This is a genomic window from Bacilliculturomica massiliensis, assembly GCF_900605495.1.
GTDB classification, from domain to species: Bacteria; Bacillota; Clostridia; order Peptostreptococcales; family Anaerovoracaceae; genus Bacilliculturomica; species Bacilliculturomica massiliensis.
On record NZ_LR027603.1, the window covers coordinates 1,959,446 to 1,985,104 of the forward strand.

The window sequence follows — 25,659 nt, forward strand, 5'->3', positions numbered from 1 at the left end:
CGGACGTTTTCCTCCGGCCTGCTCAGACCACCTGCTTGTAAAATCGAAAACGAAAGGCGCTCCCTTTTCCTTCCTCGCTGTCCACGGTCAGATCTCCCCTCTGCCGTTTCACGATGCTCTGGGCCATGGCCAGGCCGATGCCCGCGCTGTCCTTTCCCGCGTTTTTCCCACGGTAAAAGCGTTTAAATATGTATGGGAGATCCTCTTTGTCGATCCCGTTTCCACTGTCCGCCACAATGATCTCCGTGAACAGCGGATTTTCCGAAAAAGTAACCGACAGACGCCCGCCCTCCGGTGTGTGCTCCACACAGTTTTTCATTACATTCAGCAGCGCCTCCGCCGTCCAGTCTATGTCCCCTGTAAAACTGGCCGCGGGGTCTCCCTCCACGGTGACCGTCTGATTTTTTACATCCATTGGAATGATGATCGGCTCGATGGCCTGTTCGATCACATCCGTCACGTAGACCTTTTCCTCGGAAAAGACAGCTGTTCCCGCATCGATCTTGGAGAGTTTGAGCAGGGTGGTCAAAAGCCAGTCCATTCTGCATACCTGCGACTGGATGCGCTTTGTAAACGTTTCCCTCTGCTCCCGGTCCAGATCCTCATTTCCCAGCAGGTCTGCCATGAGCGTCATGGAAGTCAGCGGCGTCTTCAGCTGATGCGAGATATCCGCGATGGCGTCAGCCAGCCGCTGCTGGTCGTTTTTGTACATGGCTCCCTGCTCGGACAGCATGCGGGTGACTTTGTATATCTCACTTCTGAGGATGGAGAGCTCCCCTTCCTCGTTGTCTCTCACGTCCAGTTCAGTTTCCCCCGCGCAGATGCGCCGCAGCGCTTCCGCCAGCTTCTCGATCTTTCCGTAGCGATTCTTCAGAAAGCCCCACTCCACGGCCAGCATGACCGCGGAAAAGATCGCGCATGCCAGACCATAGACCGGTCCTGCAAAAAATGCCGCGGCTGTCAGCGCGGCGCAGAACGCCCCCATTGCCGTGAACTGCCGCCGGATCTCTTTATTTCTCCACATACCCTTATACCTTTACTATCCTTATCCCCGCATTGCCGCAGCCGATCCCCTGCCGGCCGCCGTCAATCCCCGGCGCGGTATCCGAAACCTCTGACCGTCTCGATGAGCCGCGGTCTGGCCGGATCTTCCTCCAGCTTCTCCCGCAGCCGTTTTATGTAAACGCTCACCGTGTTGTCATTGACAAAATCCCCGGCTACGTCCCATATTCCCTCCAACAGCTGGCTGCGCGACAGCACCTGACCTTTGTGTCTGGCAAAGGTCAAAAGCAGCCGGTATTCCAGCGCCGTCAGCTGCACCTCTCGCCATGTCCCGTCTCTGCGGAATACCCGCGCCTCCGCCATGCGGATCTCCAGATTTCCGAAATGGATCACGTCCTCCGCCTGACGGGCGGCATTTTTTCCCGCCCCGTTTTTCTCCGCGGAGCCGTCGTCCCGGCTCACTCCGTTCTGACCGGAACACCGCCGCAGGACGGAGCGGATGCGGGAAATCAACTCCCGTATCCGAAAAGGCTTGGTGATGTAGTCGTCCGCTCCCATATCCAGTCCCATGACCACGCTCACTTCCGCGTCGCACGCTGTCAGAAATATGACCGGGATCTGCCGTTCCTGCGCTCTGGCCAGCTTACACAGATCATAGCCCGTACCGTCCGGCAGCGTCACATCCAGCAGACAGAGGTCCGCTTCCATCCGAACGATGTGCTCCGCCGCCGCAGCGGCCACCGAACAGGACAGGACTTTAAATCCCTCCTGCTCCAGCGCATATTGCAGTCCCTGGCGGATATCGTCGTCATCCTCCGCCACCAGAATCCGTGTTTTCATATCTTTAAGCCCTGTCTCCATAAGTCCCGGCCGCTGTGGCCGTCTCCCCCCGTCTGTTCACCGGCGCTTCACCCTGTCCTGTGAAGCCTCCGATTTCCCATCATTCCCGTTCTCTGACATAGACCAGCCTGTTGTTGGAATTTCCGCCCGGCTCCGATTTGATCTCGAACAGGTCCAGCGATTTGATAAATGGCGTCAGCTTGCTGAATCCATAATTTCTCACGTCAAAATCCGGATACCGCTTGGTCAGCCGATTTCCCAGATCTCCGATAAACACCCACTCGTCCTCGTCGGCGCTCTCTGCCACCATGGTGGCCAGCGCTTCCCGGATCGTTTCCAGACTGGTCATCTCCGCAGGCTCGTCCTCATATTCTTCTTCGCTGTCAAAGAGGATGATCCCCACGTCCTCAGGCCGCAGTTTTCCCCCTCTGCCCATGTCTTTTGCATCCCTGGCCGGGGTCTCCTGCGCCGGTACATCCTGACCAGAAACTTCCTGGCCTGCCGGGATCCCCGACACTGCTCCGGCTTCCTTTGACGGATCCGCGCCGTCGGCGGCATGCTGCTTCCCTCCGGCGTTCTGTCCGGCTTCCTGGCCGCTGTTTTTTCGGCCGGCGTTCTTCCCGCCTCCGCTCTTCTCCATCTCGGGGACCTGAACAGACTCGTGTTCCGCATCGGCGGCCGCCTGATCCGCTTTGCCCGTCCTCCCCTTCTTTCTGGAAGCGCCTCTGGCCGCCTTTTCCTTTTCCGGCTTTGGCTGGTCCGCTTTTCCGCCTACATTCTGAGCCCCATCGTCCCTGGCGCCGTCCTTCTGCGCTGTCTTTGCCGCCGCTTTCTCCGCGGCAGCCGTCTCCGCCGCTTCTTTCGCCGCAGCCGCTTCCGCCGCTCTTGCGGCGGCCTCCCGTTCCAGCTGCGCTTCTCTGGCGGCGTGGGCCGCCTTCTCGCCCGCAGCCGCTGCCGCAGCTGAAGCAGCCGCTTCCTTCTCTGCTTTTGTCATGCGGCCTCTCTTCGCCGCTTGACCCGACCGCCTGGTCTCCTGCGTCTTCGGCGCAGCCTGTCCCGATAAAATATCCAGATATTTAAACTTATTGCAGGCTGAGATGAAGGCTTTCGGCGTCTTCTGCTCGCCCATTCCCACCACCATCATGCCGGATTCCCGCAGTCTGGACGCCAGACGCGTAAAATCGCTGTCGCTGCTGACCAGACAGAACCCCTCCACATTTCCTGAATACAGAATATCCATGGCGTCGATGATCATTGCTGAATCCGTGGCGTTTTTTCCTGTAGTATAGCCGTACTGCTGGATCGGAGTGATGGAGTGCTCCAGCAGCACCCGTTTCCACGGTCCCATCTCCGCTCTGGTCCAGTCTCCATAGATCCTCTTGTAAGTGGCGACCCCGTCGTTTGAAATCTCATCCAGAATCACCTTTACATACTTATTTGAAATATTGTCTGCGTCGATCAGAACGGCAAACCTTTTGTCTCCCGGCATACATGCCTCTCCTTCCTCTGCTGAAGCCGCCCGCGGCTCGCTGTCCGCCGGCTGTTCCCACACTTAAAAATTTAACCCCGCTGCCCGGATCTGCCTGCAGACCTCATCGTCCATCTGCGTCATGCCCTTTCCCCGTGGACCCGTCTGTCCGGAGGTAAAAACATTTCACCCTGTCCGTCCGCAGCGCGGTACTTATTTATGTAAAGAAGAAGCGCCCCCCGCAATCAATATAACGAGTTTGAACGCGATCTTCTTTCATTTTATCCCGAATATTTACTTTTTCTGCTGGCCGCAGGCCATCATGCTGCGATCCGCCCATGGCGTCCGCCGCGCACAGAATCAGATATAATAGCCGGCCCTGCGGCTATTCTGTCCTGACCGGACGCAGGCCGTCGGGACAGAATCCGCGCATGGCGTCCGCCGCGCACAGAATCTATATAATAGCCGCCCTGCGGCTATTATATCACAAATACGCGCCAGTTACGGCGCAATCTTCGCATTATACCATTCCAATACAATATTTATCCCGAAACCGCCGGGTCTTCTGGGACGCCTGCGGAGGAAATGAAAAACCTCAGGCCTTCACAGGTAATCCGAATTTTTTTCTTCATTTATATCTATACTAAATGTGCGGACCGCCGTCCGCTTTTATTTCTCAGTGCAGGAGGCGCGGTATGAATAAACCGTACATTAATAAAGCGTACATGAAGTGGTGGATAGCCATGCTCGTATTCACCATCGCCCTCGTAGTCCCCTGCGCGCTCATGCCGCAGATCCTGGATTATTATGACAGGCCGGGAAGCTGGGTCTATAATAGTCCTTTCCACAAAGACGATCTCTTAAACTTCTACGCCGCTTTTTTTACATTTCTGGGCACGGTCCTTTTGGGCGTGGGCGCCGTTTTTCTCAGCCAGCAGGCCAATGATATGAACAAGCGTCTGATCAAAATTGAAGAAAACAATTACATCCCGACCATAGACATCAACGGCATGGCGCCGGAAGAGCTGAAAGAATTTCTGCCCAAGGACGTTTTCGCCATCAATCTGGACGATTCCTTCACGGACATCACCGACAGCATGGAGCTGAGTCCGGAGACCGACGGAGACGTACTGGTCCTGACCATGACCAATGTCAGCCGAACGGATATCATCAATATCGAGCTGTTCAAACTGGGACTGAAGCTGAAATACGACGACGGCCGTTCCCAACCCATTACTTACGAGACGCTGACCATTTCGCTGAATAATAAAGTGCCCTATCAGAGCACCATACCCTTTCTCATCGGGGGCATCCGCCTGACGGACGAAATGCTTCAGGGAAATCCCATGCTCTCTCTGACCGTGGAATTTCATTCCACCAACTTTCTGGGCGAAGTCTACGTACAGAAGATCAAGTTCGATCTCATCTCGCTCTGGGACCGGCAAATTAATTTCCCCGCGGTGGAAAACAAGCGCAACATTATGGTATACTCATATTGATCGCGCGGCCTGAGCGCCGCTTTTCAGGAGGTCTTATCATGTATGCCATTTATGCTCTGATCAGTTTTCTCGTGGGCGTCGCCACCAACGTGCAGTCCGGCGTCAACGGACAGATCCGCCTTCTCACCGGCAACGCCGTCTTTGCTTCTTTCGCCAACTTCATAGGCGGAACGATCCTTCTGGTGATGCTGCTGATACTGTTTGCAGGACTGGGAGTCTGGCCCATGCCGGAACGGGGCCTGCTCTCACGCACCCGTTGGTGGACATGGATGGGCGGGCCGCTGGGGCTGATCTACGTCATGGCCCTGGTCCTTCTTCCCCCTCTCATCGGGTACGCCGCCTTCTTCAGCATGCTGGTGGCCGGTCAGCTCTTCCTTTCCGTCACGCTGGATCACAAAGGCTGGCTGGTGGAGCGCATCCGGCGTGCGGATAAGGTCCGGGCAGCGGGGGTCCTTCTGCTCCTGGCCGGGGCGGTCCTCATCCAAAATTCTTAAGAGCAAAGCAAGTCAGGAAAGGCGGCTTTTACATATGAGTCTTTTATTCAGCATGATCAGTTTTCTCACGGGCGCTGCCGTGACGATGCAGTCGGCGGTCAACGGCCGGCTGCGCGCAGCCTCGGGCAACCCTGTATTCGCATCTCTGTTCAGCTTTCTGGGCGGAATGGTCCTTCTGGTCGTCATGCTCCCGCTGGCGTCCGCTCTGGGCATTTATCCCCTGCCCTCCTGGGACGTGCTCCTCAGCACGAAGTGGTGGATGTGGACGGGCGGCGTCTTCGGCACCGCTCTGGTATTCTGTTCTATACTGATCCCCCCGAAGATCGGCTTCGGCGCCTATTTCAGCATGATGGTAGCCGGTCAGCTGACCGGGTCCGTTCTGGCGGACGCCACAGGCTTTCTCGGCAGTCAGGTCCATCCTGTCTCCCCTCTGCGGCTGCTGGGGGTGATCCTGCTCATCGCCGGCGCCGTTCTGGTCCAGCGTCCCGGAAGATCATCTGATGCAGATGCCTCAGCCGCCGAAATAGACGCTCCAGTCTCAGATGCGGATGTGGCAGAGAACGCTGAGACTGTTTCCCATGTCAAAGGCGGGGATGCCTGATATGAAACAGCAAACGGAACGGAGACCCGGACGGGAGCCGGCGGCGTATTCCCCAATACCGGCCCGCCCAATACCCAACGTATATTATTCACAGGAAATATATCCGCAGGTAAAAGCCTGCATCTCCCGCTTTCCCGGGGCCGTGCCCGCTGAGATCCGACCCTCGGCGCTCACCTACGCGGCTGTGGCTTCCCACGCGGATCTCTACTGCTGCGCTCTGGGGGACCGCATCCTCACCGGCGTTCCCGCCGGTCCCGATTATCCGCTGAATACAGGTTTCTGCGGCGTACAGCTGGGAGAATTCTTCGTCCACAATCTTCGCTTCACAGCGCCGGAGGTCCGCTCCGAGGTAAAGCGGCTGGGACTGACGGAGATCAACGTCCGGCAGGGTTACACAAAGTGCGGCCTGGTGGTGGTAAACGGCGGCCGGAAGCCCGCCGTGATTACTTCCGACCGCGGGCTGGAGAAGGCTCTCGCCCCCTATCCCATCGACGTCCTGACCGTTTCCACGGGCCATGTGCTTCTGCCCGGTTTTCCATACGGGTTTCTCGGCGGCGCTTCCGGTCTGCTGGGCCATACCGTACTCTTTCACGGCGATCTGTCCGCCCACCCTGATTTCCACCGGATCTGCGCCTTCATCCGAGCCCGGGACAGAACTCCCCTGTGGTTTCCCGGTCTCCCGCTGTCGGACATCGGCTCGATTATTACACTTCTGTGACATTGTGATTACTCTTTTCCGATGCTATTGAAAAACCACCGGGCCAGGCATAGAATGATCCATATAGGATGCCAGACTCTCGCCTGTTGGTTTGAGAAAAATGGCTGCGTTCAGTTTGGAAAGGAGGACTCGGAAGTCGTCCGGGGCTATTTAGAATGAAAAAACTCATACACCGCGGGTACTCTCTCGTCCTGATCCTCCTGCTGCTCTCAGCTGTGGCCGCCGCCGCGCTGACCGGCTGCGGAGACGCCATGGGCGATGAGGAAACTCCGGAAATAACCATCGCTTACCTCGAAGGGGCGTATGCGCAGCAGCTGATGAACGACGGAGCAGAAAAACTTCTCGGTTCCATCGAGCTGAACAAAAACGAAAGCGATGAGATCGAAATGATCCTTCATCCCAAAGAGATCGTGGAGGACAGTTCCGCGCCGGACGGATACCGCATCGACAGCTTTGCTCTGAATCGCACGTTTACCATACCGGAGCAGGCTTACACAACTTACCTCTCTCCCGACGGAGACGGGGAGCCGCAGATCCTCACCCCGGCGGATTTTTACACGGCGGTCACATCCGATTATGAAAAATCCGGGGCAGACTTTTCCGAGTACGGCAATCACATCCTGTACGATGTATACGCGCTGGAAAATCAGACTCTGCTGATCCTGGCTCACCACACATCATACGAATAAAAGGCTTACATGCGCCGCGGCTCTGGCTGCGGCTTTTTATTTGCCTTCCCGCAGCCGTCGGCCCCCCGGTCTGCGCCCACATCAGCTGTGAGAGAGGCGATCACCGGATATGCCACGCAGCGTATAGACGGAGACTTTACGGATCTGTTCGGTAATGAAAACGGGCGGCCGCGCGGATATGCTCCGCGCAGCCGCCCGCTTCCTTTATGTTTGGGTTGACGTAAGCGATTTATTCGAAGCGCAGCGCCTCGATGGGATCCAGCTTTGCCGCCCGTCTGGCCGGATAGATTCCGAAGAAAACGCCGACCACGGCGGAAAAGCCCACCGCCAAAACGATGACCATGGGGTTGATGACAAAATCCACCCCGAAGGCAGACATACCTACGGCCGCGATGCCGCAGCCCAGTGTCGTTCCAATAAGTCCGCCGATGGCTGATATGATCATGGATTCCGTCAGGAACTGAAACAGTATGTCTCCCGTCCTGGCGCCCAGTGATTTTCTGATGCCGATCTCTCTCGTCCGCTCTGTCACGGATACCAGCATAATATTCATGATGCCTATTCCGCCTACCAGAAGCGAGATTCCGGCGATGATGCCGATGGCCGTGGATACCGTGGAAAGCATACTGGTCATCATATTGGCCTGGGCCTCTGCAGATTCGTACATGTAGTATCCCTCCGGCATGCCCTTCATCTTGGCCATGTAAGCCGTGATCTTTTCACCTGCCTCCGTCTGGTTCACGCCTTCCGCCGTATACATGTAAAAGTATGCGGTCCAGTCGGCCTGGCTGGGCATCAGCGAGTAGGGAATGTAACCGAAGTCGTTCTGACTGGTGTTCATGGCGGTGAAGATCGAGTCTTCTTCCTTGTAGACGCCGACCACCGTGAATTCCTTGAGTTCTTCTTCCACGGTCAGGTCCACGGTCTTGCCCACCGCGTTCTCCGTGCCGAACATCTTTTTTGCCGTCTTTGCCTCGATGACCAGACGGGGTTTGGCCCCATTTACGTCGGCCTCGTTGATGTAACGGCCGTAGATCATATTCAGATTCAGCATCTTGTCCCTGCCCGCCGCCGTTCCGGACATGCTGATCTTTCCATCCAGCCTTCCGATGCGATAATCGCTGGAAGCGCTCACATTTGGATCAATATAGGCGATGTACTCCGGGAACTTTGCCTTCAGGGTATTCATGTCATCCCTGTCAAACAGCGCGTCTGAGGGGATATAATCGTCGATCATGTTCCAGTTTGGATAGGTGACCATGGCGCTTTTTCCCACGGAAGCGAACTGTTTATCCAGAACTCCCTGCATGCTGGAACCGATAGCCGTGATGGCGATGACCGAGCTGATGCCGATGATGATGCCCAGCATGGTCAGAAAGGACCGCATTTTGTTGATGCGGATCGCATTCAGCGCCAGCTTTATGTTTTCAATGATCAGCACGGCGCTCCCCCCTTCCTCTCATCGCTGATGATGCAGCCGTCACGGAAGGTGATGACGCGGTCTGTAAATTCTGCGATGTCCGGTTCGTGGGTCACGATGATCACCGTATTGCCCTCTTCCCGGTTCAGGCTTGTAAAGATATCCATGATCTCCACAGATGATCTGCTGTCCAGATTTCCCGTTGGCTCGTCGGCCAGGATGATGGGCGGCTGGTTGGCCAGCGCTCTGGCGATAGCCACCCTCTGCTTCTGCCCGCCGGATATTTCGTTGGGCATGTGAAACGACCGCGCTCCGATGCCCACTTTGTCCAGCAGCAGCTGCGCCCGCTCTTCCCGCTGCGCCGCCGGCACCTTGGCGTAGACCATGGGAAGCTCCACGTTCTTCAGGGCGCTGGTCCTGGGGATCAGGTTGAAAGACTGGAAAACAAAGCCGATCTTCTGGTTTCTGATCCATGATAGCTCGTTGTCGTCCAGCTCCCGCACATCGACTCCGTCCAGATAATAATGTCCGTCCGTGGGCCGGTCCAAGCAGCCCAGTATGTTCATCAGTGTCGATTTACCCGAGCCGGAGGCGCCCATGATGGCGATGTACTCGCCCTTATTCACCGTCAGGTTGAGCCGCTTCAGCGCTTCCACCTGAATGTCCCCGTTCTGATAGACCTTCACCAGATTATCAATTCGTATAATCTCTCCCATCACCGGCCTCCTACTCTGCCGCCGCGCCGTCGGGAACGCCGCCGTCCGCTCCTGCCGCGCCCGCGCCGGCGGGTACGATGACCTGGCCGTCGGTCATACCAGGAGTGGGACTGAGCACGATGATGTCCCCTTCCTTCACATTATCGGAGGTGACCTCGATATAAAAATCGCTTTCCAGCCCGGTGGTGATCACCTGCTTTACCAGCTTGTTGTCCTTGGACACGGTAAACAGGTAGGTCTCTCCCGTGGCCTGGTCAGCCTGGATCGCATCCAGAGGCACCGCCACCGCGTTTTTGCTCTCATTTACGAGAATATCTGCTTTGGCCGTAACGCCTGCGATCAGTCCCGAACCGTTGGTGACGTCGATCTTGACCGGAATGACCATTTCTTTTCCGGAGGAATCCTTCAGCTCTCCGGTGGGAGCGATGTGGGATACCACGCCTTCCGCCGTATTTCCGCCCAGTACCTCAGCGGAGATGTTTACCTTCTGGCCCACCTGTATCTTGCTGATGTCGTACTCGCTGGCCTTTACCTGCATCTTCAGGCTGGACAGATCCTCGACCACGAACAGCGCCGTACCGTTGGCCATTTGGCTGGCGGTAAAACCTACCTTGGCGTTTACACGGGTCACAACGCCGCTGATGGGGCTGGTGATCCGCAGGTCTTCATTGTCGGTCCGGTCCACCTTGGCGATGGCCAGCGACGTCTTCGCATTCTCGTAAGCGGTCTCCGCCTTCTGGAACTCCTGCTCGGAGATCACGCCTTCCGAATAAAGTTTTTTCGATGTATCGTAATCGAATTTCGCGGACTCCAGATTGTTCTGGGCCTGCTGAATATCATACTTCTGCGTTCTGTTGGAGGTATCTTCCTTATCCTTCAGCGTCGCCAGCAGCTGACCCGCAGATACTGTATCTCCCTCCCTGACGGAGATAGAGACGATCTCCCTGTCCAGCGCGGAACTGACCTCCGCCCGATCGTTTCCTTCCACAGTTCCCTTGATGGAAATGACCTGCTGAACATCCATGCGTTCGACCGTACCCGTAGAAGTGGGCATCACCGGTTCGCCGCCGCCCATAAATACCTTCGCCGCTGCCACTACTATCAGCAGTACCACCACTGCGGCGATTATTTTCTTTTTCTTGCCCTTCTTCTTGCCTTTTGGCATGCCGTAAGGCGCCTTACTATGACCCTCAGGCGCCGCGGCGTTTCCCGCCGGGCTCTCCGGCGCGTCCGCCCCGGAACCATCGCCGGCTCCCCCGATGATCGCCGACTGCGATTTCTGCATCTGATCTGATTTCTTTTTCCCAAACATGTTTTTTCCTCCCTTTTGCATCAGCCGCTTTTCTCGCGTCCGCAGACGCCTCGTCGGCGCGCCTGACCGACAGTCTCTGTTCGGTCTGTCCCGCTGCCGGCATGCTGTTCTCTCTGCGGCGCGGCCCTGCCTCGGACCGCCATCCGCGTTTCCGCGGTCCCCGTGCGGCAGCCGGTCCATTTCCCCGGCTTTTTTCATTTACAACTACAAAACGAAGTATAACACAGATTATCTTCATATTTCTTGTCAAATTTCTTACGATAAAGTGACTAAATTGATACAATCCGCGGTCAAAACCCTCTGTCTGGGTGAATGCAGCTGATTTTTAACACGATTCCAGAACCGCTTTCAAAAGACGCTTGGCCACCCGTTTGACCGGAGCTTTGGTCACATTGGAATTGACCAGCAGCGTCAGATCCAGTTCCGGACAGATCCAGAAGCTGGCCCGGAATCCCTGATCCGTCCCCTCGTGGCCGTACAGCGTGTAGCCCTCCTGCTCCCGAATAAACCAGCTCAGCCCGATGTGCTCCCCGTTGTTGGGAACGACGGCCCGCGGTCTCCATACCTCCTCATAATACGCCGGCGGGAACAGCTGCGGTCCGTGGCCGCCGCAGGCGTGGGCCAGATGGGCCCGCGCGAACCGCTCCATATCCTCCTGACATGAACTCAGCGTTGAGCTGGCGCAGTGTTCCCGGTTGTAGGGATAGTGCGTCTCCAGTTTCAGCTTCCCCTCCTCCGTTCTCCCGTGAGGCATGGCCATGGGCGGATCCGACAGCCGCGCCAGATTCTGCAGGTCAAGCAGGCGCCTGAGTTCATCTGTCTTCCCCGGCGATCTCCAGTCCCCGCTCTCCAGCCCGGCGAATTCCCGCAGCTGAAATCCCCTCTCGAAGGTCCTCAGCGTAGAACGCTCCATGCCGAGAGGTTCAAATATATTCTTTTTTATATAATCTTCCAGCGTTTCCCCGGCTGTCTCCTCGATCACTGCGCCCAGTATCTCATAGCCCACATCGGAATAAGAAAAACTATTTCCTCTGTCTTCGTGAACGAAGGGCATGGCCATCACTTCCGGTGAAACAGCGTAACGTCTCAGAGCGCCGTCGTCGGTCTCCGGCTTTTCCCAGCCAAAATGCTCCACATTGCTCAGTCCCGAGGTGTGCGTCAAAAGCTGCAGCAGCGTCACGTCCCCCAGCCCCCGCGGCGCCTGCCGGTATTCCGCAAGCAGATCGGCCAGCCGGTCCTCCGGAGCCAGCAGGCCCCGTTCCCACAGCTGGACCGCCGCCGTGCCCACGAAGAGCTTCGTCACTGACGCCATATGAAAAATATGGTCGGGGGTCAGCTGCCTGCCGTTTTCAACGCTGTCACGTCCCGCAGCCCCTCTCCACGCGAATCCGGCCCCGAACTTCTTCCCTCCGCCGCCTCCGCTGACGCTGGCAGCGATCCCCGGAAGCGCGTATTCTTCCAGAGCTTCCTCCAGCAGACCATCCAGTTTATCTCCAATTCTCTTTTCCAGCATAAAAATCCTCCTCCAAGTTTCTGTCTCTTATCTTACCACAGCACCGCCGGAAAGCACCACCACTATTCTGGGTTCCGGCAGCAGCAGCCCGGCGCTTTTTTCCAGTCCGGTCCGCGCGCCGCGGTCCCCCACGGCAAGATCACCCTGTCCCGCCTTCGGCGCCGCCGGCAGACAGACCGGCCGGAGGGCGGCTGGCAGAACAATACAGGCAGACCGGTGGACCGGCGGGACGCGGCCGTCAGAATAAGACCGGGAGACCAAAAGATCGGCAGCCCGGCAGAGCAAAACTGACAGAACAGCAGCATGGCAGAGCGGCTGGGCATCCTGCGGGAAATGGAATTGCAACCGCCGAATGATCGTGGTAAAATTTAAACATGGATAAAATTCAGAAAGCAGGAAAGGGGAGATCAGCTATGGATAAAAAAGAAGTAATGGATTTTGTTGTTCAAAAGACCCGTGAATTGATCGAGGCGCCCACATGCAGCAGTGAAACAAAGGCCGCGGCGCAGGCCTGGCTGGAAGCGGTTGGAACCGGTAAGGAAGCCGAAGAAACGAAAAAATATATCGAGGAACTGGAAGCGGATATCATGCCCATCGACAATCTGATCGCTTTCGCGGGATCCGACGCGGGAGTTCAGTACTTCGGAGCGGAAACCGCCGGAAATATTGTGGAACACGCCAGGGAGATCAAAGCAGCAGGAGCAGCGTACTGCGATTGTCCGGCCTGCGCCGTGGTGGCCGAGATCCTGGAAAAGAAAGACTCCCTTCTGGGATAACGCACAAAACCGAACCTGCGCGGCCGCGCTCTTACACGGCCGCGCGGCGTCCCGTTTCATCTGCCTTGCTTTATAACACGAACAGTAAAAGATCGTTGTTTTTCAGGCATCTGGAACACATTTTAGGGCATCCGTCAGCATTGACCGATGCCTTTTCTTTCTTCTCCCGCTGTTCAGAGTGACCGCCGCTTTTTGTTTTTTTATGTGTAATCCGTGAACTTCCCTCTGTTTTCCTTGTACCCCAACCGGTTCTATTGTATAATGAAACATTGAAACGACAGGCGGAACCGATGTTTAAAACAGCCCTGCCTCAGCAATAATAGAAATTGAGAAAAACTTCCGGATCTCCCGCCGCCCTGGCGGCCGTGGGGCAGACCGCATTTCCGAATTCCGCGCAGGTTTTGAACAGAGACAAAAGAAATAACAGCTGTAAAGGAGAACCCAACAGAGATGCCTACACCTACATCGCGCATTGCGTTTACCATCTTCGGACTGGACGTCATGTGGTACGGAATACTTATCACCCTCGGCATGGCCCTGGCGCTGGTCTTCGCCTATAAACGGGCGCCGCGCCATCACATTGATTCCGAGCACATCATCGACATCGGTCTGATCTGCATCCCCGCCGCCATCGTTGGCGCGCGGCTGTACTACGTCGCCTTCCACTGGGAAAATTACGCGGGCGACATCATGAAGATCATCAATATCCGCACAGGAGGCCTGGCCATTCACGGCGGCCTGATCTTCGGCATGATCGCCGGGATCCTGCTGTGCCGGCGCTGGAAGATCCAGCCTCTGAACGGTCTAGATCTGGTGGCCCCCGGGATCGCTCTGGCTCAGTCCATCGGCCGCTGGGGCAATTACTTTAACGGCGAAGCCCACGGCGGTCCCACGAACCTGCCCTGGGCCATCGAGGTAAACGGCCAGATGGTACACCCGACCTTTCTCTACGAATCGATCTGGTGTTTCCTTCTCTTCTTCCTGCTGCTGTATATCGACAACAATCGAAAATTTGACGGACAGACCTTCCTGCTCTACGGGATCCTCTATTCCTTCGAGCGTTTCTTCGTGGAAGGACTGCGCACGGACAGCCTGATGATCGGAAATACGATCCGCACCGCGCAGCTGGTCAGCGCTGTGGTCTTTGTGCTCTTTATTCTCTGGTACATCTATCTGGCCAGAAAAAACAGCACGAAGGGAAGGATCTTCTATTGAATATTCCCTGACCTGCATTGACAGATCTGTCTGACAGGTCGACCCATCCAGTCATATAAGGAAAAACTATTCATCAATCGGCGGCCGGCGGTCTGACATCAGGTCCGGGACCGGCGCCGCAGAACCGGAGGTAAAAGTAAAATGAAATTAGGTATTGTCGGACTGCCCAATGTGGGAAAGAGCACACTGTTCAACGCCATCACCAAAGCCGGCGCGGAAGCGGCCAACTACCCCTTCTGTACCATTGAACCCAACGTAGGCGTGGTGACCGTTCCGGACGAACGGCTGAAGGTGCTGCACGAAATGTACAACTCCAAAAAGACCGTATATACGGCCATTGAGTTTTACGATATTGCCGGACTGGTAAAAGGCGCGTCCAAGGGAGAGGGCCTGGGCAACAAATTCCTGGGCCACATCCGCGAGGTAGCCGCCATCGTCCACGTCGTCCGCTGCTTCGAGGATCCCAACGTGGTCCACGTGGACGGAAAGGTCGATCCCCTTTCCGATATCGAGACCATCAACATGGAGCTCATCCTCTCCGATCTGGAAGTGCTGGAACGCCGCATTCAGAAGACCCAGAAAAACCTGAAGGGCGACAAGAGTCTTCAGGCAGAGCTGGACATGCTGAAAAAAGTCCAGTCCACTCTGGAACAGGGACTGACGGCCAGGACACTCGACCTGACGGAAGAGGAAGACGAATTCGTAAAAAGTCTGGACCTCCTCTCCTACAAACCGATCATCTATGTGGCCAACGTAGCCGAGGATGAAGTGGCCGCAGCCGACGAAAACGAATATGTAAAAAAAGTCCGCGAATTTGCGGCCGGCGAAGGCTCCGAAGTGGTCGTCATCAGCGCCAGAGTGGAAGCGGAGATCGCAGAACTGCCCGACGACGAACGCGCCATGTTCCTGCAGGAACTGGGCATCTCAGAATCTGGACTGGATCAGCTGGTAAAAGCCTGTTACCGCCTGCTGGACCTCATCTCCTTCCTCACCGCAGGGGAGCCGGAAGTGCGGGCCTGGACCATCAAACGCGGTTCCAAAGCGCCTCAGGCCGCCGGAAAGATCCACTCCGACTTTGAAAAGGGCTTCATCCGCGCCGAGACCATCGCCTACGACAAGCTGATCGAGTGCGGCGGCAATCTGGCCACCGCCAAGGAAAAGGGTCTGATCCGTTCCGAAGGAAAGGACTACATAGTAAAGGACGGGGATGTGATGCACTTCCTCTTCAACGTGTAGTCTCCCTCTTCTGTGGATAGAAAGGAGACCGTGTATGTCAGAAATTCCCAATAAAATTGCTGTCATTGAAAAAGCAGTCCGGATCCTGGAATTCATGGTCGACTACCCATACGGTATCTCCCTGAGCGAACTGGAATCCGGCGTTCAGCTCAACAAGAGTACCATATATCGCATCCTTTTTACGCTGAAAGACAATGGGTATATCATACAGAATCCGGACGACGCCAAGTACCGCATCGGTCCCCGCTTTCTGCTCTATCAATCGGTCTTTGATGAAACGGATCTGGCAAGGGCCGCCTCGCCTGAGCTTCGACGCCTGGCTGCTTCCACAGGTGATATCTGCCATCTGGTCATCCGCGATCACTGCGAGGGCGTTTACATCGACAAAGTGGATCCTCCGGAGTCCAGTGGTATCGCAGTCCGTTCCCGCGTTGGCGCCAGAGTCCCACTGCACTGTACTTCCGTCGGTAAAGTTCTGCTGGCCGACCTGTCTGAAGGCGAAGTGGATGATATTATCGCTGCGGCCGGTCTGCCGGCTCGAACCCCCCAGACCATCACTGACCCCCTGCGCCTGAAGCGCGAGCTGGACTTAGTCCGCCGTCAGGGATATGCTGTGGATGATCTGGAAAATGAAGAAAACGTGCGCTGCGTGGCTGCTCCGATCCGAGACCATGTGGGCAAAGTCGTCGCTGCCGTCTCCTCGACCGGTACCATCCTCAGCGTCACTTCGCAGACGATGCCCTCCATCATCTGTGAAGTGCGGCACTGCGGCGAACAGATCTCCCGAAGTCTGGGCTACAGAATCAAATAATCCTGACCCACGCCGTCCCGGTATGAGAAAACTCTCACGCCGGGGCCTTTTATTTTCAGTTGAATCTGCGTCCCATATTTACTTTGTCACGCTTACCTGCTATAATTAATTTATGAAACAACGTTTTACTATGTGAAATAAACGATTAATATCCATGGCCGTGGCTTTTTGCAGGCAGGACTGTTATTTCCCCTGTCCCGGAGAAAGCACGGCAATGTATGAAAGGAAACGCTGTTATGAATCAGACAATGGAAAAGCTTAATCAGATCGGGATGATTCCAGTTGTCAAGCTGGAAGATATCAGCAAAGCTCTGCCTTTGGCCCGAGCGCTGACGGCGGGCGGCATTCCTGCGGCGGAAGTCACCTTCCGAGCGTCGGGAGCTGAAAAAGTGATCGCCCAATTACGGGAATCATTTCCCGATATGGTTGTGGGCGCGGGCACGGTCCTCAATATCCGACAGGCCGTTCAAGCCATAGACGCCGGTGCTCTCTATATTGTATCTCCCGGATTGAATCCAGAAATTGTATCCTTCTGCCAGGAAAAAAATATTCCTGTCATCCCTGGCTGCGCTACGCCTACTGAATTGGAAAGGGCCGTCTCCCTGGGCGTGAACGTCGTAAAATTCTTTCCAGCGGAGCAAAATGGAGGTCTGGCAGGAATTAAAGCTCTCTGCGGGCCTTACGACGGTGTCCGCTTTATTCCCACTGGAGGCGTTAACCTCCGAAATCTTTCTGATTATCTCTCCCATCCCCGCATCTTTGCCTGCGGCGGCACTTTTATGGCTCCCCCGGAACTGATTGAAAAAAACGATTGGGACGGGATCGCCGCGCTCTGCCGCAGCGCTGTGGACGAGACGCTGGGCATCACCCCCTGCGGCTCTCTCTCTCTGCTTCTGGAACAGTTGATCGGCGTTACGCCGGCCTCCGAAGATCAAACCCCATGCGATCATTATGAAAAAGAAGTTTCCTGCCTGCAGATCACAGTCAATTCTCTGCCCCGAGCCTGTTACTGGTTAAAGCAGAAAGGGATCGAAGTCCTTGACCCCGCCCTGGAAGAGGATGCCGGCGTCTCTCATGCGTCTGTCCTCATCAAAGGTGTTCCCCCCTTCTCGATCCGGTTGATTCAGAAACAGAGAGGAGCATAGCTATGGCAAAGTACATTACGTTTGGAGAAATCATGCTCAGACTTGCCCCTGAAGGATATCTGCGTTTCTTCCAGAATAGCATCCTGGAAGCCACTTTCGGCGGCGGCGAAGCGAATGTGGCTGTATCCTTAGCCAATTTCGGCCTGGATACAGCTTTTATCACCCGTCTTCCCGATAACGAGATCGGGCAAAGTGCGGTAAACGGTCTGCGATATTTTGGTGTGGATACGTCAAAGATAGTGCGCGGAGGCAGCCGCATCGGAATTTACTTTATGGAAAGGGGCGCCTCCCAGCGGCCATCCAGAGTCATCTACGACCGTGCTCATTCCGCGGTCAGCGAAGCGTCGGCAGACGATTTCGACTGGAATGTTATTATGGAGGGCGCACAATGGTTTCACTTTACCGGAATCACGCCGGCCCTGGGCGCCAATGTGGCGGAAATCTGTCTGGAAGCCTGCCGGACCGCAAAAGAAAAAGGACTCATGGTCAGCTGTGACTTAAATTTCCGCAAGAAACTGTGGACTGTCGCGGAGGCGGGCCGCGCTATGGAACGGCTGATGCCCTACGTAGACGTATGTATCGCCAATGAGGAGGACGCGGAAAAAGTATTTGGCATCAAGGCTCCAGATACCGATATCACCGGAGGCAGACTGAGCTGGAAGGGTTACTCTGCCGTAGCCCGGCAGCTTGCGGACCGCTTTGGTTTTCAAACCGTGGCGATCACTCTGCGCGAAAGCATCTCGGCCAACGACAACAATTGGTCTGCGATGTTGTATCAGGACGGGCAATTCTACCGCTCTCAAAAATACCCGATCCGTATCGTTGATCGCGTAGGCGGAGGCGACAGTTTCGGAGCCGGTCTGATCTACGGCCTATCCTGCGGTATGACACCTCAAGCTTCTCTGGACTTCGCAGTGGCCGCCTCCTGTCTAAAGCATTCCGTAGAGGGGGATTACAACCGGGTATCTGTCTCAGAGGTCAAAGCTCTGATGAACGGCGACGGTTCCGGTCGGGTACAGCGGTGACCGGCCTTTTATAAACTGCTTTCCGTCAATATGGCCCAGCTCAGCGCCGTCGATACAGCTGGTACTGAGCGGGCCATTATCCTGCAGAAATGAAAAACAGGTGAACCATTTTTCCAATGAGTCTCACCTGTTTTTCTATTATACCATGATTGGCCGCAGGCCATCATGGTATAATCCCTGCATGGCGTCCGCCGTGCACAGAATCATATAATATCCGCTATGCAGATATTATCTCATGTAACCGCCATCCATAGCGCAGACAGCATTCCGTCGATATAATGTCAACACGGACCCGCATCCCAGGATCTCCGTCTCTTGTTTTAAGAAATCGCTCTGTCGGGCTGCCTCCTTTTTCCGCAACAGAAAATCGATATCGGGAGCGTCCAGCCGCCGATTTGCAATGTCGATCACGATCAGATCCCCGTCCCTGAGCAGACCGATATTTCCCCCTTCTGCTGCTTCCGGCGAAACGTGGCCAACGCACGGTCCTCTGCCGGCTCCGGAAAAACGTCCGTCCGTGACGATAGCCGTAGAATCGGACAGTATACGGTCGGAACACAGGGCTTCCGTGGTATAGAACATTTCCGGCATTCCTCTGCCCTGGGGTCCGGCAAAGGGGATCACGATCACATCACCCGGTTTTATTCTCCCTTCGAGGATCGCTTCTCTGGCCTGCCGTTCTTCTGCAAAAACTTTAGCCCGTCCTTTAAAACAAAGCATTGACTCCGATATTCCGGTACATTTGATCACGGCCCCTTTTTCTGCAATGTTGCCTTTCAATACGGCCACAGCGCCGTGATCCGCTATTCTCCGGATCAGATCACCGCGCTTCAGTCCGAAATTGTCCAGATAGCCCTCCATATATTCCATATATCCGCTGCATCTCAGATCTTCCAGATTTTCTCCCAGAGTTTTCCCTGTAACAGTGAGCGTATCCAGACACAGGTGGTCTCTGATCTCCATCATCAACCGCGGTACGCCTCCGGCATACCAGAAAAGATCGGTGGAATACTGTCCCGCCGGTCTGGTATTTACCATGAAGGGTACACGGCGGTGGACTGCGTCAAATTCCTCTGCTCTGAAACTTATACCTACCTCTCTCGCCACAGCGGGCAGATGAAGCAGAGCGTTGGTGGATCCCCCCAGCGCACTGTGGACGGCGGCCGCGTTTCGAAACGCGTTTTCTGTCAGTATATCCGCGGATGTAATTCCGCGTTCCGCCAACACGGCTGCCTGCTGTCCTGCCGATCTCGCTAAACGGTCTGCATAATTTGTATTGGCCGGTACGAGCGCGCTCCACGGAAGCGACAATCCAAGTGCTTCCGCCATAGCCTGCATCGTGCCGGCCGTACCCATGAACTGACACGCGCCGCAGGAAGTACAGGCGTCGATCTGATACCGCTTCATTTCTCCTTCAGAAAGCTGCCCCCTCCGGAAATCGGCGGACATCGTTCCGATCTGTTCCAGTGTCAGCCCGGCGGCAGCGCGTTCCATGACTCCGCCGGGTACGAAAATGGACGGAAGCTTCATACGGGCCATCGCCATGAGATGAGCGGGCACAGACTTATCGCACGATGCTGCGCAGACCATGCCATCAAAAGCGTTGGCTCTGCAGTGGATCTCTATCATTCCCGCCATGAGATCCCGGGAAAGAAGCGAATAGTTCATACCCTCGTGTCCCTGAGCGATACCGTCGCAAATATCAGTAACTGTAAAACGGGAAGGTTTTGCCCCGGCATATTTCAGCCCATCCTCCGCCATGCGGGAGAGCCGGTCCAGATGCACGCTTCCGGGATGGCTGTCGCCGAAAGATGTTTCCACCAGGATCTGCTTTCTATCCAGATCCTCCCCGCTCCATCCCATCCCCTGCCTCAATGCCGCTATCTCCGGCGCCTGTTCATCCAGCCGCATAACTCTCGCTGTCCCGTTTTTTCCGCAGTGCCAAAATAGAGATAAATTCATGGATCACATTAGCGGCCATCTGCGCGGTGATCCCCGCTGGATCCAGCGCCGGCAGTACCTCTACCACATCGAAGCCTATAAAATTCAGATCCTTTGCCTCCCGGATAAGCGCCATGGTCTCATAGCCTGTAAATCCCCCGACTTCCGCAGTACCAGTGCCAGGCGCATAGGCGGGATCGACAAAATCGATGTCAAATGAAAAAAATACTTTTCTGTCTCTCACTCGCTGCCGGATCAATTCACCTGTTTGTCCCACACCCAGTTCGTGGATCTGATTTGCAGTAATAACCTCGATCCCCAGTCTCTGCGAAACTTCCAGATCCTCTGCCGCGTACTGAGATCCCCTTATGCCAACCTGAATGGATGCGGTTCCATCGATAAGACCCTCCTCTGCCGCTCTGCGGAAGGGAGTTCCGTGAGTATATTTCTTGCCCCAATAATTATCCCATGTATCGGTATGAGAATCAAAATGGAGCAGCGCCACCGGACCGTACTTCTTTGCAGCAGCCCTGAGTTCCGCCAGTGTGATGGAATGATCGCCGCCAATAGAAAGAGGTACCACACCCGCTTCAAAAAGAGGCGTCAGTTCTGCTTCGATCAAGCGGTAAGAGTCCTCGATAAAGCCGGGCAGTACGCTGAGATCTCCATAATCCACTCCTGATAACCACTCAAAAATATCCACACCCAGATTCAGACTGTAGGGGCGCAGCAAAATCGAGTTCTCTCTTACTGATGCCGGGCCAAAACGCTGCCCCGGTTTAAATGCCGCGCCGGTGTCAAACGGAATGCCCACTACAGCAAAATCCATTTCTTCTGTCGTTCTCACACAAGGCAGCTTCATAAAGGTCCGTATACCGCAAAATCTGGGTGTCTCCAATGCGTTTGCAGGAAAATATTTCTTCATTTTTTTCCTTTCCCCGCGCCTGCGGACGCCGTCCGGCGGCGCGGCCTCCCCGTCCTAAAAGTCGATCCGGTAAGTGAGATCCCTGATTCCCCGCATGGACATATGGGATCTGCAAAGTTTCTGATACAGACGCCACTGCTCATCCGTATTCTTTGTCATCGCTTTGTAGTAGTCTCTCATCACATCGCGGGCGTAATCATGCGACACAAAATGACCGTCGTCGGCAGCCAATCGGTCCACAGTCTGTGCTCCCGACCCCGGAGCCGCAAATAGATATTTTTCTAAAAAAGCTCCCGCTTCTTCTTTGTCCCAGACGCCGTTCCACCTGTTTCTGGTCGCTTCCAGCTTTCCATAACCTGCGAGATCGCGGAACCGATGCCATAAAGGCATGCAGGCAGCCAGACTTTTATCCAGCCGGCCTTGCTCAAAGATCACTTCCCTTTCAAAATCCACCAGCTGTTCTATGGAATGATCAAAGCACATGTATACCGCCATACGGGCCGAACCCTCGCAGAATGCGCTTGAGGGAGAATACTGCGCTATGATCTGCATTTCCGGAAAACAAGTGTCGATCATGGTTTTCAAACGCAGTTCAAAATAAGTCAGATGTCCCGGCTCCATCTCGTGACCGATCATCTCTACTACCTTGTCCACGGTAAATGGATAATCCAGCGCAAAATTCCGTTCCATTTCGATGTGGTCATACTCATAGCCAAACAGGATGGAAAGGAACTCCATCTCTCCGCCCAGATCCCGAAATCTGAGGCGCGGCATATTGCCTGACGAAATGTCCATGTTTTTCACGGCGCAGTCATGAAAAACATGTGTGGCTGCTGTGAGTACCGCGGGAACCCGGTCTCGGGGGATCGTTATTCTGTTCTCAAAATTCATTACACGCTCTGCGACTGGTCCCTTCCCCGGCAGTGCTGCGTCCAGTTCCTGCTTCATGGCGTCAAAAACTGCGTAATCGCAGTCAGGGGCCCTCAGACTGTAACATCCCTCCGTCATCGCGTCATAGGACATCGTCTCGCCCAATAGTACTCTGGTGCGTGTCTGTAAATTTATAGTGTGATCGATCAGATAATTTACTCGGTCAAGCTCGGCTTCCGCCGCGCTCTTCCTGTAAAGTTCCAGACTTTCCTGCAAATGCACCGACTCGTCCAGAATATTCTTCAGTGTTCGTCCCTCTTTCTTCTCGCCGAGATCCACATAGGGATATATTTTATACTCCCTGCTAAAATTCATAGATTCCCGTCTCCAAAAAGGCTTGTCGGCGTACCAATAGACGTCCCATGGATCATATTTGGTTTTGCACAGTGTCAGATCCACATACCTCTGGGCCAACGAATTCAAAATGGTTTCAGACATTTGGGCACCTCCTTCTTTTATCTCCTTCGCGATCAGTTTGTTTCATTATACGAAATAAGTTTCAAAATTATTTATTTTCTGATATTTTAGCATTGCATTTTACCCCTGTCAACTGTTAATATTCTTGTGAGAAAAGAAACATCCTGATATAATAAATATGATTTTCACAGATTTTACCTTAGAAAGGAAATGCTTTTGATCTGTCGTCACAGTGAAAAAGCCAGGTTAAAACATGGAAATACAACCTGTTCAATCTCTCGAAAGAGCGCTCACGCTTTTGGAGCAGCTTGCCCTCAACCATCCTTCCGGTGCTACTCTGACCGAACTGGCGTCTGAAACCTCGCTGAACAAAACGACAGCCTACAGATTACTGGCGACGTTTATATCTTTTGGTTACATCAGCAAGGATCTGAACGGCACATATCGGCTGACCAGAAGGCTTCTGGAATTGGGCGGCACAGCCATGCCGGACCGCGACCTGCTAACAGTGGCGCGGCCCTATCTTGATAATCTCTCCGACTTTTGCGGAGAAGCCGTACATTTTGTCGTCCCCGAGGGACCGAATATACTTTATATCTACAAAGTGGATTCCGGTGTAAACTCTGTGCGTATGGCCTCCAGTGTGGGCAAAACCGCTCCAATGTACTGTACCGCCGTGGGCAAGAGCATACTGGCAGCTATGAGTGTTCAGGAAACAGAGGAGATCTGGCATTCTAGTGATATCCGCCAGTTTACGAAAAACACAGTGACAGATTTTTCGCGTCTGACTGAACAACTGGCACAGGTCCGCACCTCTGGTTATGCTCTTGATGATGAGGAAAATGAGACCGGAGTTCGCTGCATCGCAGCAGCCGTTTTGAATCACAAGAAAAGACCGGTGGCCGCTCTCAGCATCTCCGCTCCGGCAGTCCGGCTGGATGAATCAAGAACGAAGCTGCTGATTCCTTATGTTCTGGAAGCTGCCAAAAAGATCTCTTTTTTTCTGTAAGTGATCTGAACAGTTTAATTTAACAGAATATGCGGAAACATAAACGAATGATATTTCCTTGATATAAAAAACCGGAGTGCCTCTCACTCCGGTTTTTACCATTTGCTTCTTTTCTTTTAGATGGAATTATTTAGTCTCTCGATTTTGCGCCTCTTTCCAGCGGCGTTTGTCCTGATACATCAACCCGTCAGCCCGTGACAGAAGTCTTGACATGGTATCCGCTTCAGAAAAGTGGAAGCGGTCGCAGCCCAGTGCAATACTCAGTTCCAGCGTATGGCAGCGGTTATATTGTTCCAGCGCGGCGTCCAGCCGAGACCGTACCGCCCTGGCAGCGGATTCAGACCGGTCGAACAGCAGCAGAACGAATTCGTCTCCGCCTACGCGGTAGACTGTGGCTTCCCCGCCCACGGCGGTGCACAGGATCTGAGCGGCCTGTCGGATCAACCCATCTCCGGCGGCGTGACCCAGCGTGTCGTTCGTCTCTTTCAGATTGTTGATATCCGCAGAGATGCACCAGATAGAAGAATAACTCTCCAGCTTTTCCTGCACTTCGATGAGCTTCTCCTCAAAGGCCGTCCGGTTTGCAAGCCCGGTGAGCGCATCCGTATATGCCATTTGACGGTAGGCCCCTGATCGGAGATAGCTTTCGTAATAGCGCAGGTTCTGCCGAAGCAGGTAACCGGTCTGAAGCAGCAGAAACACCAGCACGCCCAGCTGGAATCCCACCGCTTTTTGGTAAAATGCCGGCAGATAAAAGCGAAAAATATCTGCCAGCGCACCCACCAATACCGGGAAAAAGGCCAGAAGCGACCACCACCGTCCGTTTTGCTTCCGACCTGCCGATACCAGCGCCGGGAACAGCAGAAGCGCAGACAGAGTCATCAGCAGATGGGTGACTGTCAGACCTCTGCGCAGTTCCCAGCCGAGACAGAAATGGAACAGTGTCTGGATCGTAAAATTGATAAAAAGAATACAGCAGCCCGCTGTCAAAAGCATTCGGAACCGCGCCGTGCAGACTTCCACCGCCAGCGCCAGAAGCGGGATAGGCATCAGCATGAACAGCAGGAATTCCATCAGGTAGATCAGATATGAATTCGGTACGAACAGGTGAATGGTGTCGGTGATGATGAGAGAGTATAGGGAGAACATCAGGGCGAACAGGCCGATATGTAAATAGCTGGCCTGAAAGGTCTGCGTATCCTCCTTCTGGGCCGTCGTGCACAGTGCCTGCAGGCCGCAGATCAGCAAAAACAATCCGAAGCAGAAGATAGCGGCGGTGATGATCAGCCCCAACAGCTCGTCGGCTATCATCCCATGGATCAACGCGCCTGCGGAACCGATCTGCGGAACGGATATTTCATAGAGGACGCTGTCTCCCAGCAGGGGCTGGGTCTCGATCCGCAGCACACCGCTCTCCTCCGGCAGCGGAAACAGGGTAAAGACCTTTCCCCGGGTCTTATCCCGGCCCTCCGGCCTGCATAGACAACGACCCAGCTCTTCCCCGTTCCAGAACAGCCGCGCGTTCTGATATTTGGCGTAAAACAGCAGACTCCGGAGACTGCCGTCCCCGGCCGGGAGGACCCTTTCCAAACTGCGGCCCTCCGGCCGGTAGGTCTGCTTGACAGGCAGTTCCACGCTGTTTCCCTCTTCATCCGTCCAGCCGCTTTCCAGCAAGGTCACGTCTTTGGGCAGCAGCGGACTTTTGTCCGCGCAGCGGGCAGACAAAAGGGCCGCCAGAAGGATCCCGGCCGATACGCCCACAAGCAGCAGAATCAAACGCCGGGATCTCTGCGGTCCCTGCCTCATGTCACAAATGATCTGCTTCATATCCGTTCCTCCGCTCCCAGATAATCGTTCTCTGTTCTCATTTTCGATCCGGCAGACTGACTAGACCGGGTCTTTTTTCTACTGCATATTTTAGCAAAAAGAATCTGGTCTGCGGGGCAAAGTGCGGATT

At 54.8% G+C, this 25,659-nt stretch carries 23 protein-coding genes; 12 read left to right on the top strand and 11 right to left on the bottom strand.

Translation table 11 applies throughout. From position 1 onward, the window contains the following. Nucleotides 1-22 precede the first annotated feature (22 nt). The 3 genes from E0E37_RS17975 to E0E37_RS19140 form a co-directional block, all read right to left on the bottom strand. Nucleotides 23-1,024, bottom strand: a complete 1,002-nt coding sequence (locus E0E37_RS17975) for a sensor histidine kinase (protein ID WP_130864346.1) — start codon at nucleotides 1,022-1,024, stop codon at nucleotides 23-25. Nucleotides 1,025-1,086: 62 nt separating this feature from the next. Next, nucleotides 1,087-1,842 (bottom strand): response regulator transcription factor, encoded by a 756-nt coding sequence (locus tag E0E37_RS17980; RefSeq protein ID WP_130864347.1) that lies wholly within the window; start codon nucleotides 1,840-1,842, stop codon nucleotides 1,087-1,089. Between the two features lie 100 nt (nucleotides 1,843-1,942). Then, nucleotides 1,943-3,331: an NYN domain-containing protein gene (locus E0E37_RS19140; RefSeq protein ID WP_330548600.1), complete on the bottom strand. Its 1,389-nt coding sequence runs from the start codon at nucleotides 3,329-3,331 to the stop codon at nucleotides 1,943-1,945. A gap of 674 nt (nucleotides 3,332-4,005) precedes the next feature. Between E0E37_RS19140 and E0E37_RS17995 the strand changes: the two genes are divergently transcribed. From E0E37_RS17995 to E0E37_RS18015, 5 genes are all read left to right on the top strand, one after another. Continuing rightward, nucleotides 4,006-4,809, top strand: coding sequence for a hypothetical protein (locus tag E0E37_RS17995; protein WP_130864348.1), 804 nt, complete (start codon nucleotides 4,006-4,008; stop codon nucleotides 4,807-4,809). Between the two features lie 38 nt (nucleotides 4,810-4,847). Next, nucleotides 4,848-5,303, top strand: a complete 456-nt coding sequence (locus E0E37_RS18000; RefSeq protein ID WP_130864349.1) for a DMT family transporter — start codon at nucleotides 4,848-4,850, stop codon at nucleotides 5,301-5,303. Nucleotides 5,304-5,337: 34 nt separating this feature from the next. Continuing rightward, nucleotides 5,338-5,904 (top strand): DMT family transporter, encoded by a 567-nt coding sequence (locus tag E0E37_RS18005; protein ID WP_130864350.1) that lies wholly within the window; start codon nucleotides 5,338-5,340, stop codon nucleotides 5,902-5,904. 1 nt (nucleotide 5,905) lies between these two features. Next, nucleotides 5,906-6,622, top strand: coding sequence for a DUF6873 family GME fold protein (locus E0E37_RS18010; RefSeq protein WP_130864351.1), 717 nt, complete (start codon nucleotides 5,906-5,908; stop codon nucleotides 6,620-6,622). A gap of 155 nt (nucleotides 6,623-6,777) precedes the next feature. Beyond that, a complete protein-coding gene (locus tag E0E37_RS18015; protein WP_130864352.1) occupies nucleotides 6,778-7,311 on the top strand; it encodes a hypothetical protein in 534 nt (177 codons plus the stop codon). A gap of 229 nt (nucleotides 7,312-7,540) precedes the next feature. Here the strand turns inward: E0E37_RS18015 and E0E37_RS18020 are convergent, their stop codons facing one another. The 4 genes from E0E37_RS18020 to E0E37_RS18035 form a co-directional block, all read right to left on the bottom strand. After that, nucleotides 7,541-8,752, bottom strand: a complete 1,212-nt coding sequence (locus E0E37_RS18020) for an ABC transporter permease (protein ID WP_130864353.1) — start codon at nucleotides 8,750-8,752, stop codon at nucleotides 7,541-7,543. Next, nucleotides 8,746-9,447 carry an ABC transporter ATP-binding protein gene (locus E0E37_RS18025; protein WP_130864354.1) on the bottom strand — a complete coding sequence of 234 codons (702 nt, stop codon included), beginning with the start codon at nucleotides 9,445-9,447 and terminating at the stop codon, nucleotides 8,746-8,748. Before E0E37_RS18025 ends, E0E37_RS18020 begins: the two co-directional genes overlap by 7 nt. Nucleotides 9,448-9,457: 10 nt before the next feature. Continuing rightward, nucleotides 9,458-10,759 (bottom strand): efflux RND transporter periplasmic adaptor subunit, encoded by a 1,302-nt coding sequence (locus E0E37_RS18030; protein WP_165445442.1) that lies wholly within the window; start codon nucleotides 10,757-10,759, stop codon nucleotides 9,458-9,460. Between the two features lie 325 nt (nucleotides 10,760-11,084). Beyond that, nucleotides 11,085-12,272, bottom strand: a complete 1,188-nt coding sequence (locus E0E37_RS18035; RefSeq protein WP_130864356.1) for a serine hydrolase domain-containing protein — start codon at nucleotides 12,270-12,272, stop codon at nucleotides 11,085-11,087. Between the two features lie 413 nt (nucleotides 12,273-12,685). On the opposite strand from E0E37_RS18035, the gene E0E37_RS18040 reads away from it, so the two are divergent. From E0E37_RS18040 to E0E37_RS18065, 6 genes are all read left to right on the top strand, one after another. Continuing rightward, nucleotides 12,686-13,048, top strand: coding sequence for a molecular chaperone Hsp90 (locus E0E37_RS18040; RefSeq protein WP_130864357.1), 363 nt, complete (start codon nucleotides 12,686-12,688; stop codon nucleotides 13,046-13,048). A 450-nt stretch (nucleotides 13,049-13,498) separates the two neighbouring features. Further along, nucleotides 13,499-14,263, top strand: a complete 765-nt coding sequence (lgt, locus tag E0E37_RS18045; protein ID WP_130864358.1) for a prolipoprotein diacylglyceryl transferase — start codon at nucleotides 13,499-13,501, stop codon at nucleotides 14,261-14,263. Nucleotides 14,264-14,404: 141 nt separating this feature from the next. Further along, nucleotides 14,405-15,499, top strand: a complete 1,095-nt coding sequence (ychF, locus tag E0E37_RS18050) for a redox-regulated ATPase YchF (RefSeq protein ID WP_130864359.1) — start codon at nucleotides 14,405-14,407, stop codon at nucleotides 15,497-15,499. A 34-nt stretch (nucleotides 15,500-15,533) separates the two neighbouring features. Further along, nucleotides 15,534-16,310, top strand: coding sequence for an IclR family transcriptional regulator (locus E0E37_RS18055; protein ID WP_130864360.1), 777 nt, complete (start codon nucleotides 15,534-15,536; stop codon nucleotides 16,308-16,310). A gap of 236 nt (nucleotides 16,311-16,546) precedes the next feature. After that, complete coding sequence (locus E0E37_RS18060) at nucleotides 16,547-17,455, top strand: bifunctional 4-hydroxy-2-oxoglutarate aldolase/2-dehydro-3-deoxy-phosphogluconate aldolase (RefSeq protein ID WP_165445443.1); 909 nt, start codon at nucleotides 16,547-16,549, stop codon at nucleotides 17,453-17,455. A gap of 2 nt (nucleotides 17,456-17,457) precedes the next feature. After that, a complete protein-coding gene (locus tag E0E37_RS18065; RefSeq protein WP_130864362.1) occupies nucleotides 17,458-18,480 on the top strand; it encodes a sugar kinase in 1,023 nt (340 codons plus the stop codon). Nucleotides 18,481-18,708: 228 nt separating this feature from the next. On the opposite strand, the gene ilvD is transcribed toward E0E37_RS18065, so the two are convergent. From ilvD to E0E37_RS18080, 3 genes are read right to left on the bottom strand one after another with little or no spacing between them, the layout of a single operon-like run. Next, nucleotides 18,709-20,355 (bottom strand): dihydroxy-acid dehydratase, encoded by a 1,647-nt coding sequence (gene ilvD, locus E0E37_RS18070; protein WP_330548601.1) that lies wholly within the window; start codon nucleotides 20,353-20,355, stop codon nucleotides 18,709-18,711. 22 nt (nucleotides 20,356-20,377) lie between these two features. Next, nucleotides 20,378-21,346, bottom strand: coding sequence for an agmatinase (speB, locus tag E0E37_RS18075; protein WP_130864364.1), 969 nt, complete (start codon nucleotides 21,344-21,346; stop codon nucleotides 20,378-20,380). Nucleotides 21,347-21,400: 54 nt separating this feature from the next. Continuing rightward, nucleotides 21,401-22,714 carry a hypothetical protein gene (locus E0E37_RS18080; RefSeq protein WP_130864365.1) on the bottom strand — a complete coding sequence of 438 codons (1,314 nt, stop codon included), beginning with the start codon at nucleotides 22,712-22,714 and terminating at the stop codon, nucleotides 21,401-21,403. A 232-nt stretch (nucleotides 22,715-22,946) separates the two neighbouring features. Here E0E37_RS18080 and E0E37_RS18085 point away from each other — a divergent pair, with 232 nt between their 5' ends. Continuing rightward, the gene (locus E0E37_RS18085) at nucleotides 22,947-23,702 is read left to right on the top strand and encodes an IclR family transcriptional regulator (RefSeq protein WP_130864366.1); all 756 of its coding nucleotides are present in this window, start codon (nucleotides 22,947-22,949) and stop codon (nucleotides 23,700-23,702) included. A 126-nt stretch (nucleotides 23,703-23,828) separates the two neighbouring features. Here E0E37_RS18085 and E0E37_RS18090 read toward each other — a convergent pair whose 3' ends face one another. After that, nucleotides 23,829-25,529 carry a sensor domain-containing diguanylate cyclase gene (locus E0E37_RS18090; protein ID WP_130864367.1) on the bottom strand — a complete coding sequence of 567 codons (1,701 nt, stop codon included), beginning with the start codon at nucleotides 25,527-25,529 and terminating at the stop codon, nucleotides 23,829-23,831. Nucleotides 25,530-25,659: the final 130 nt, after the last annotated feature.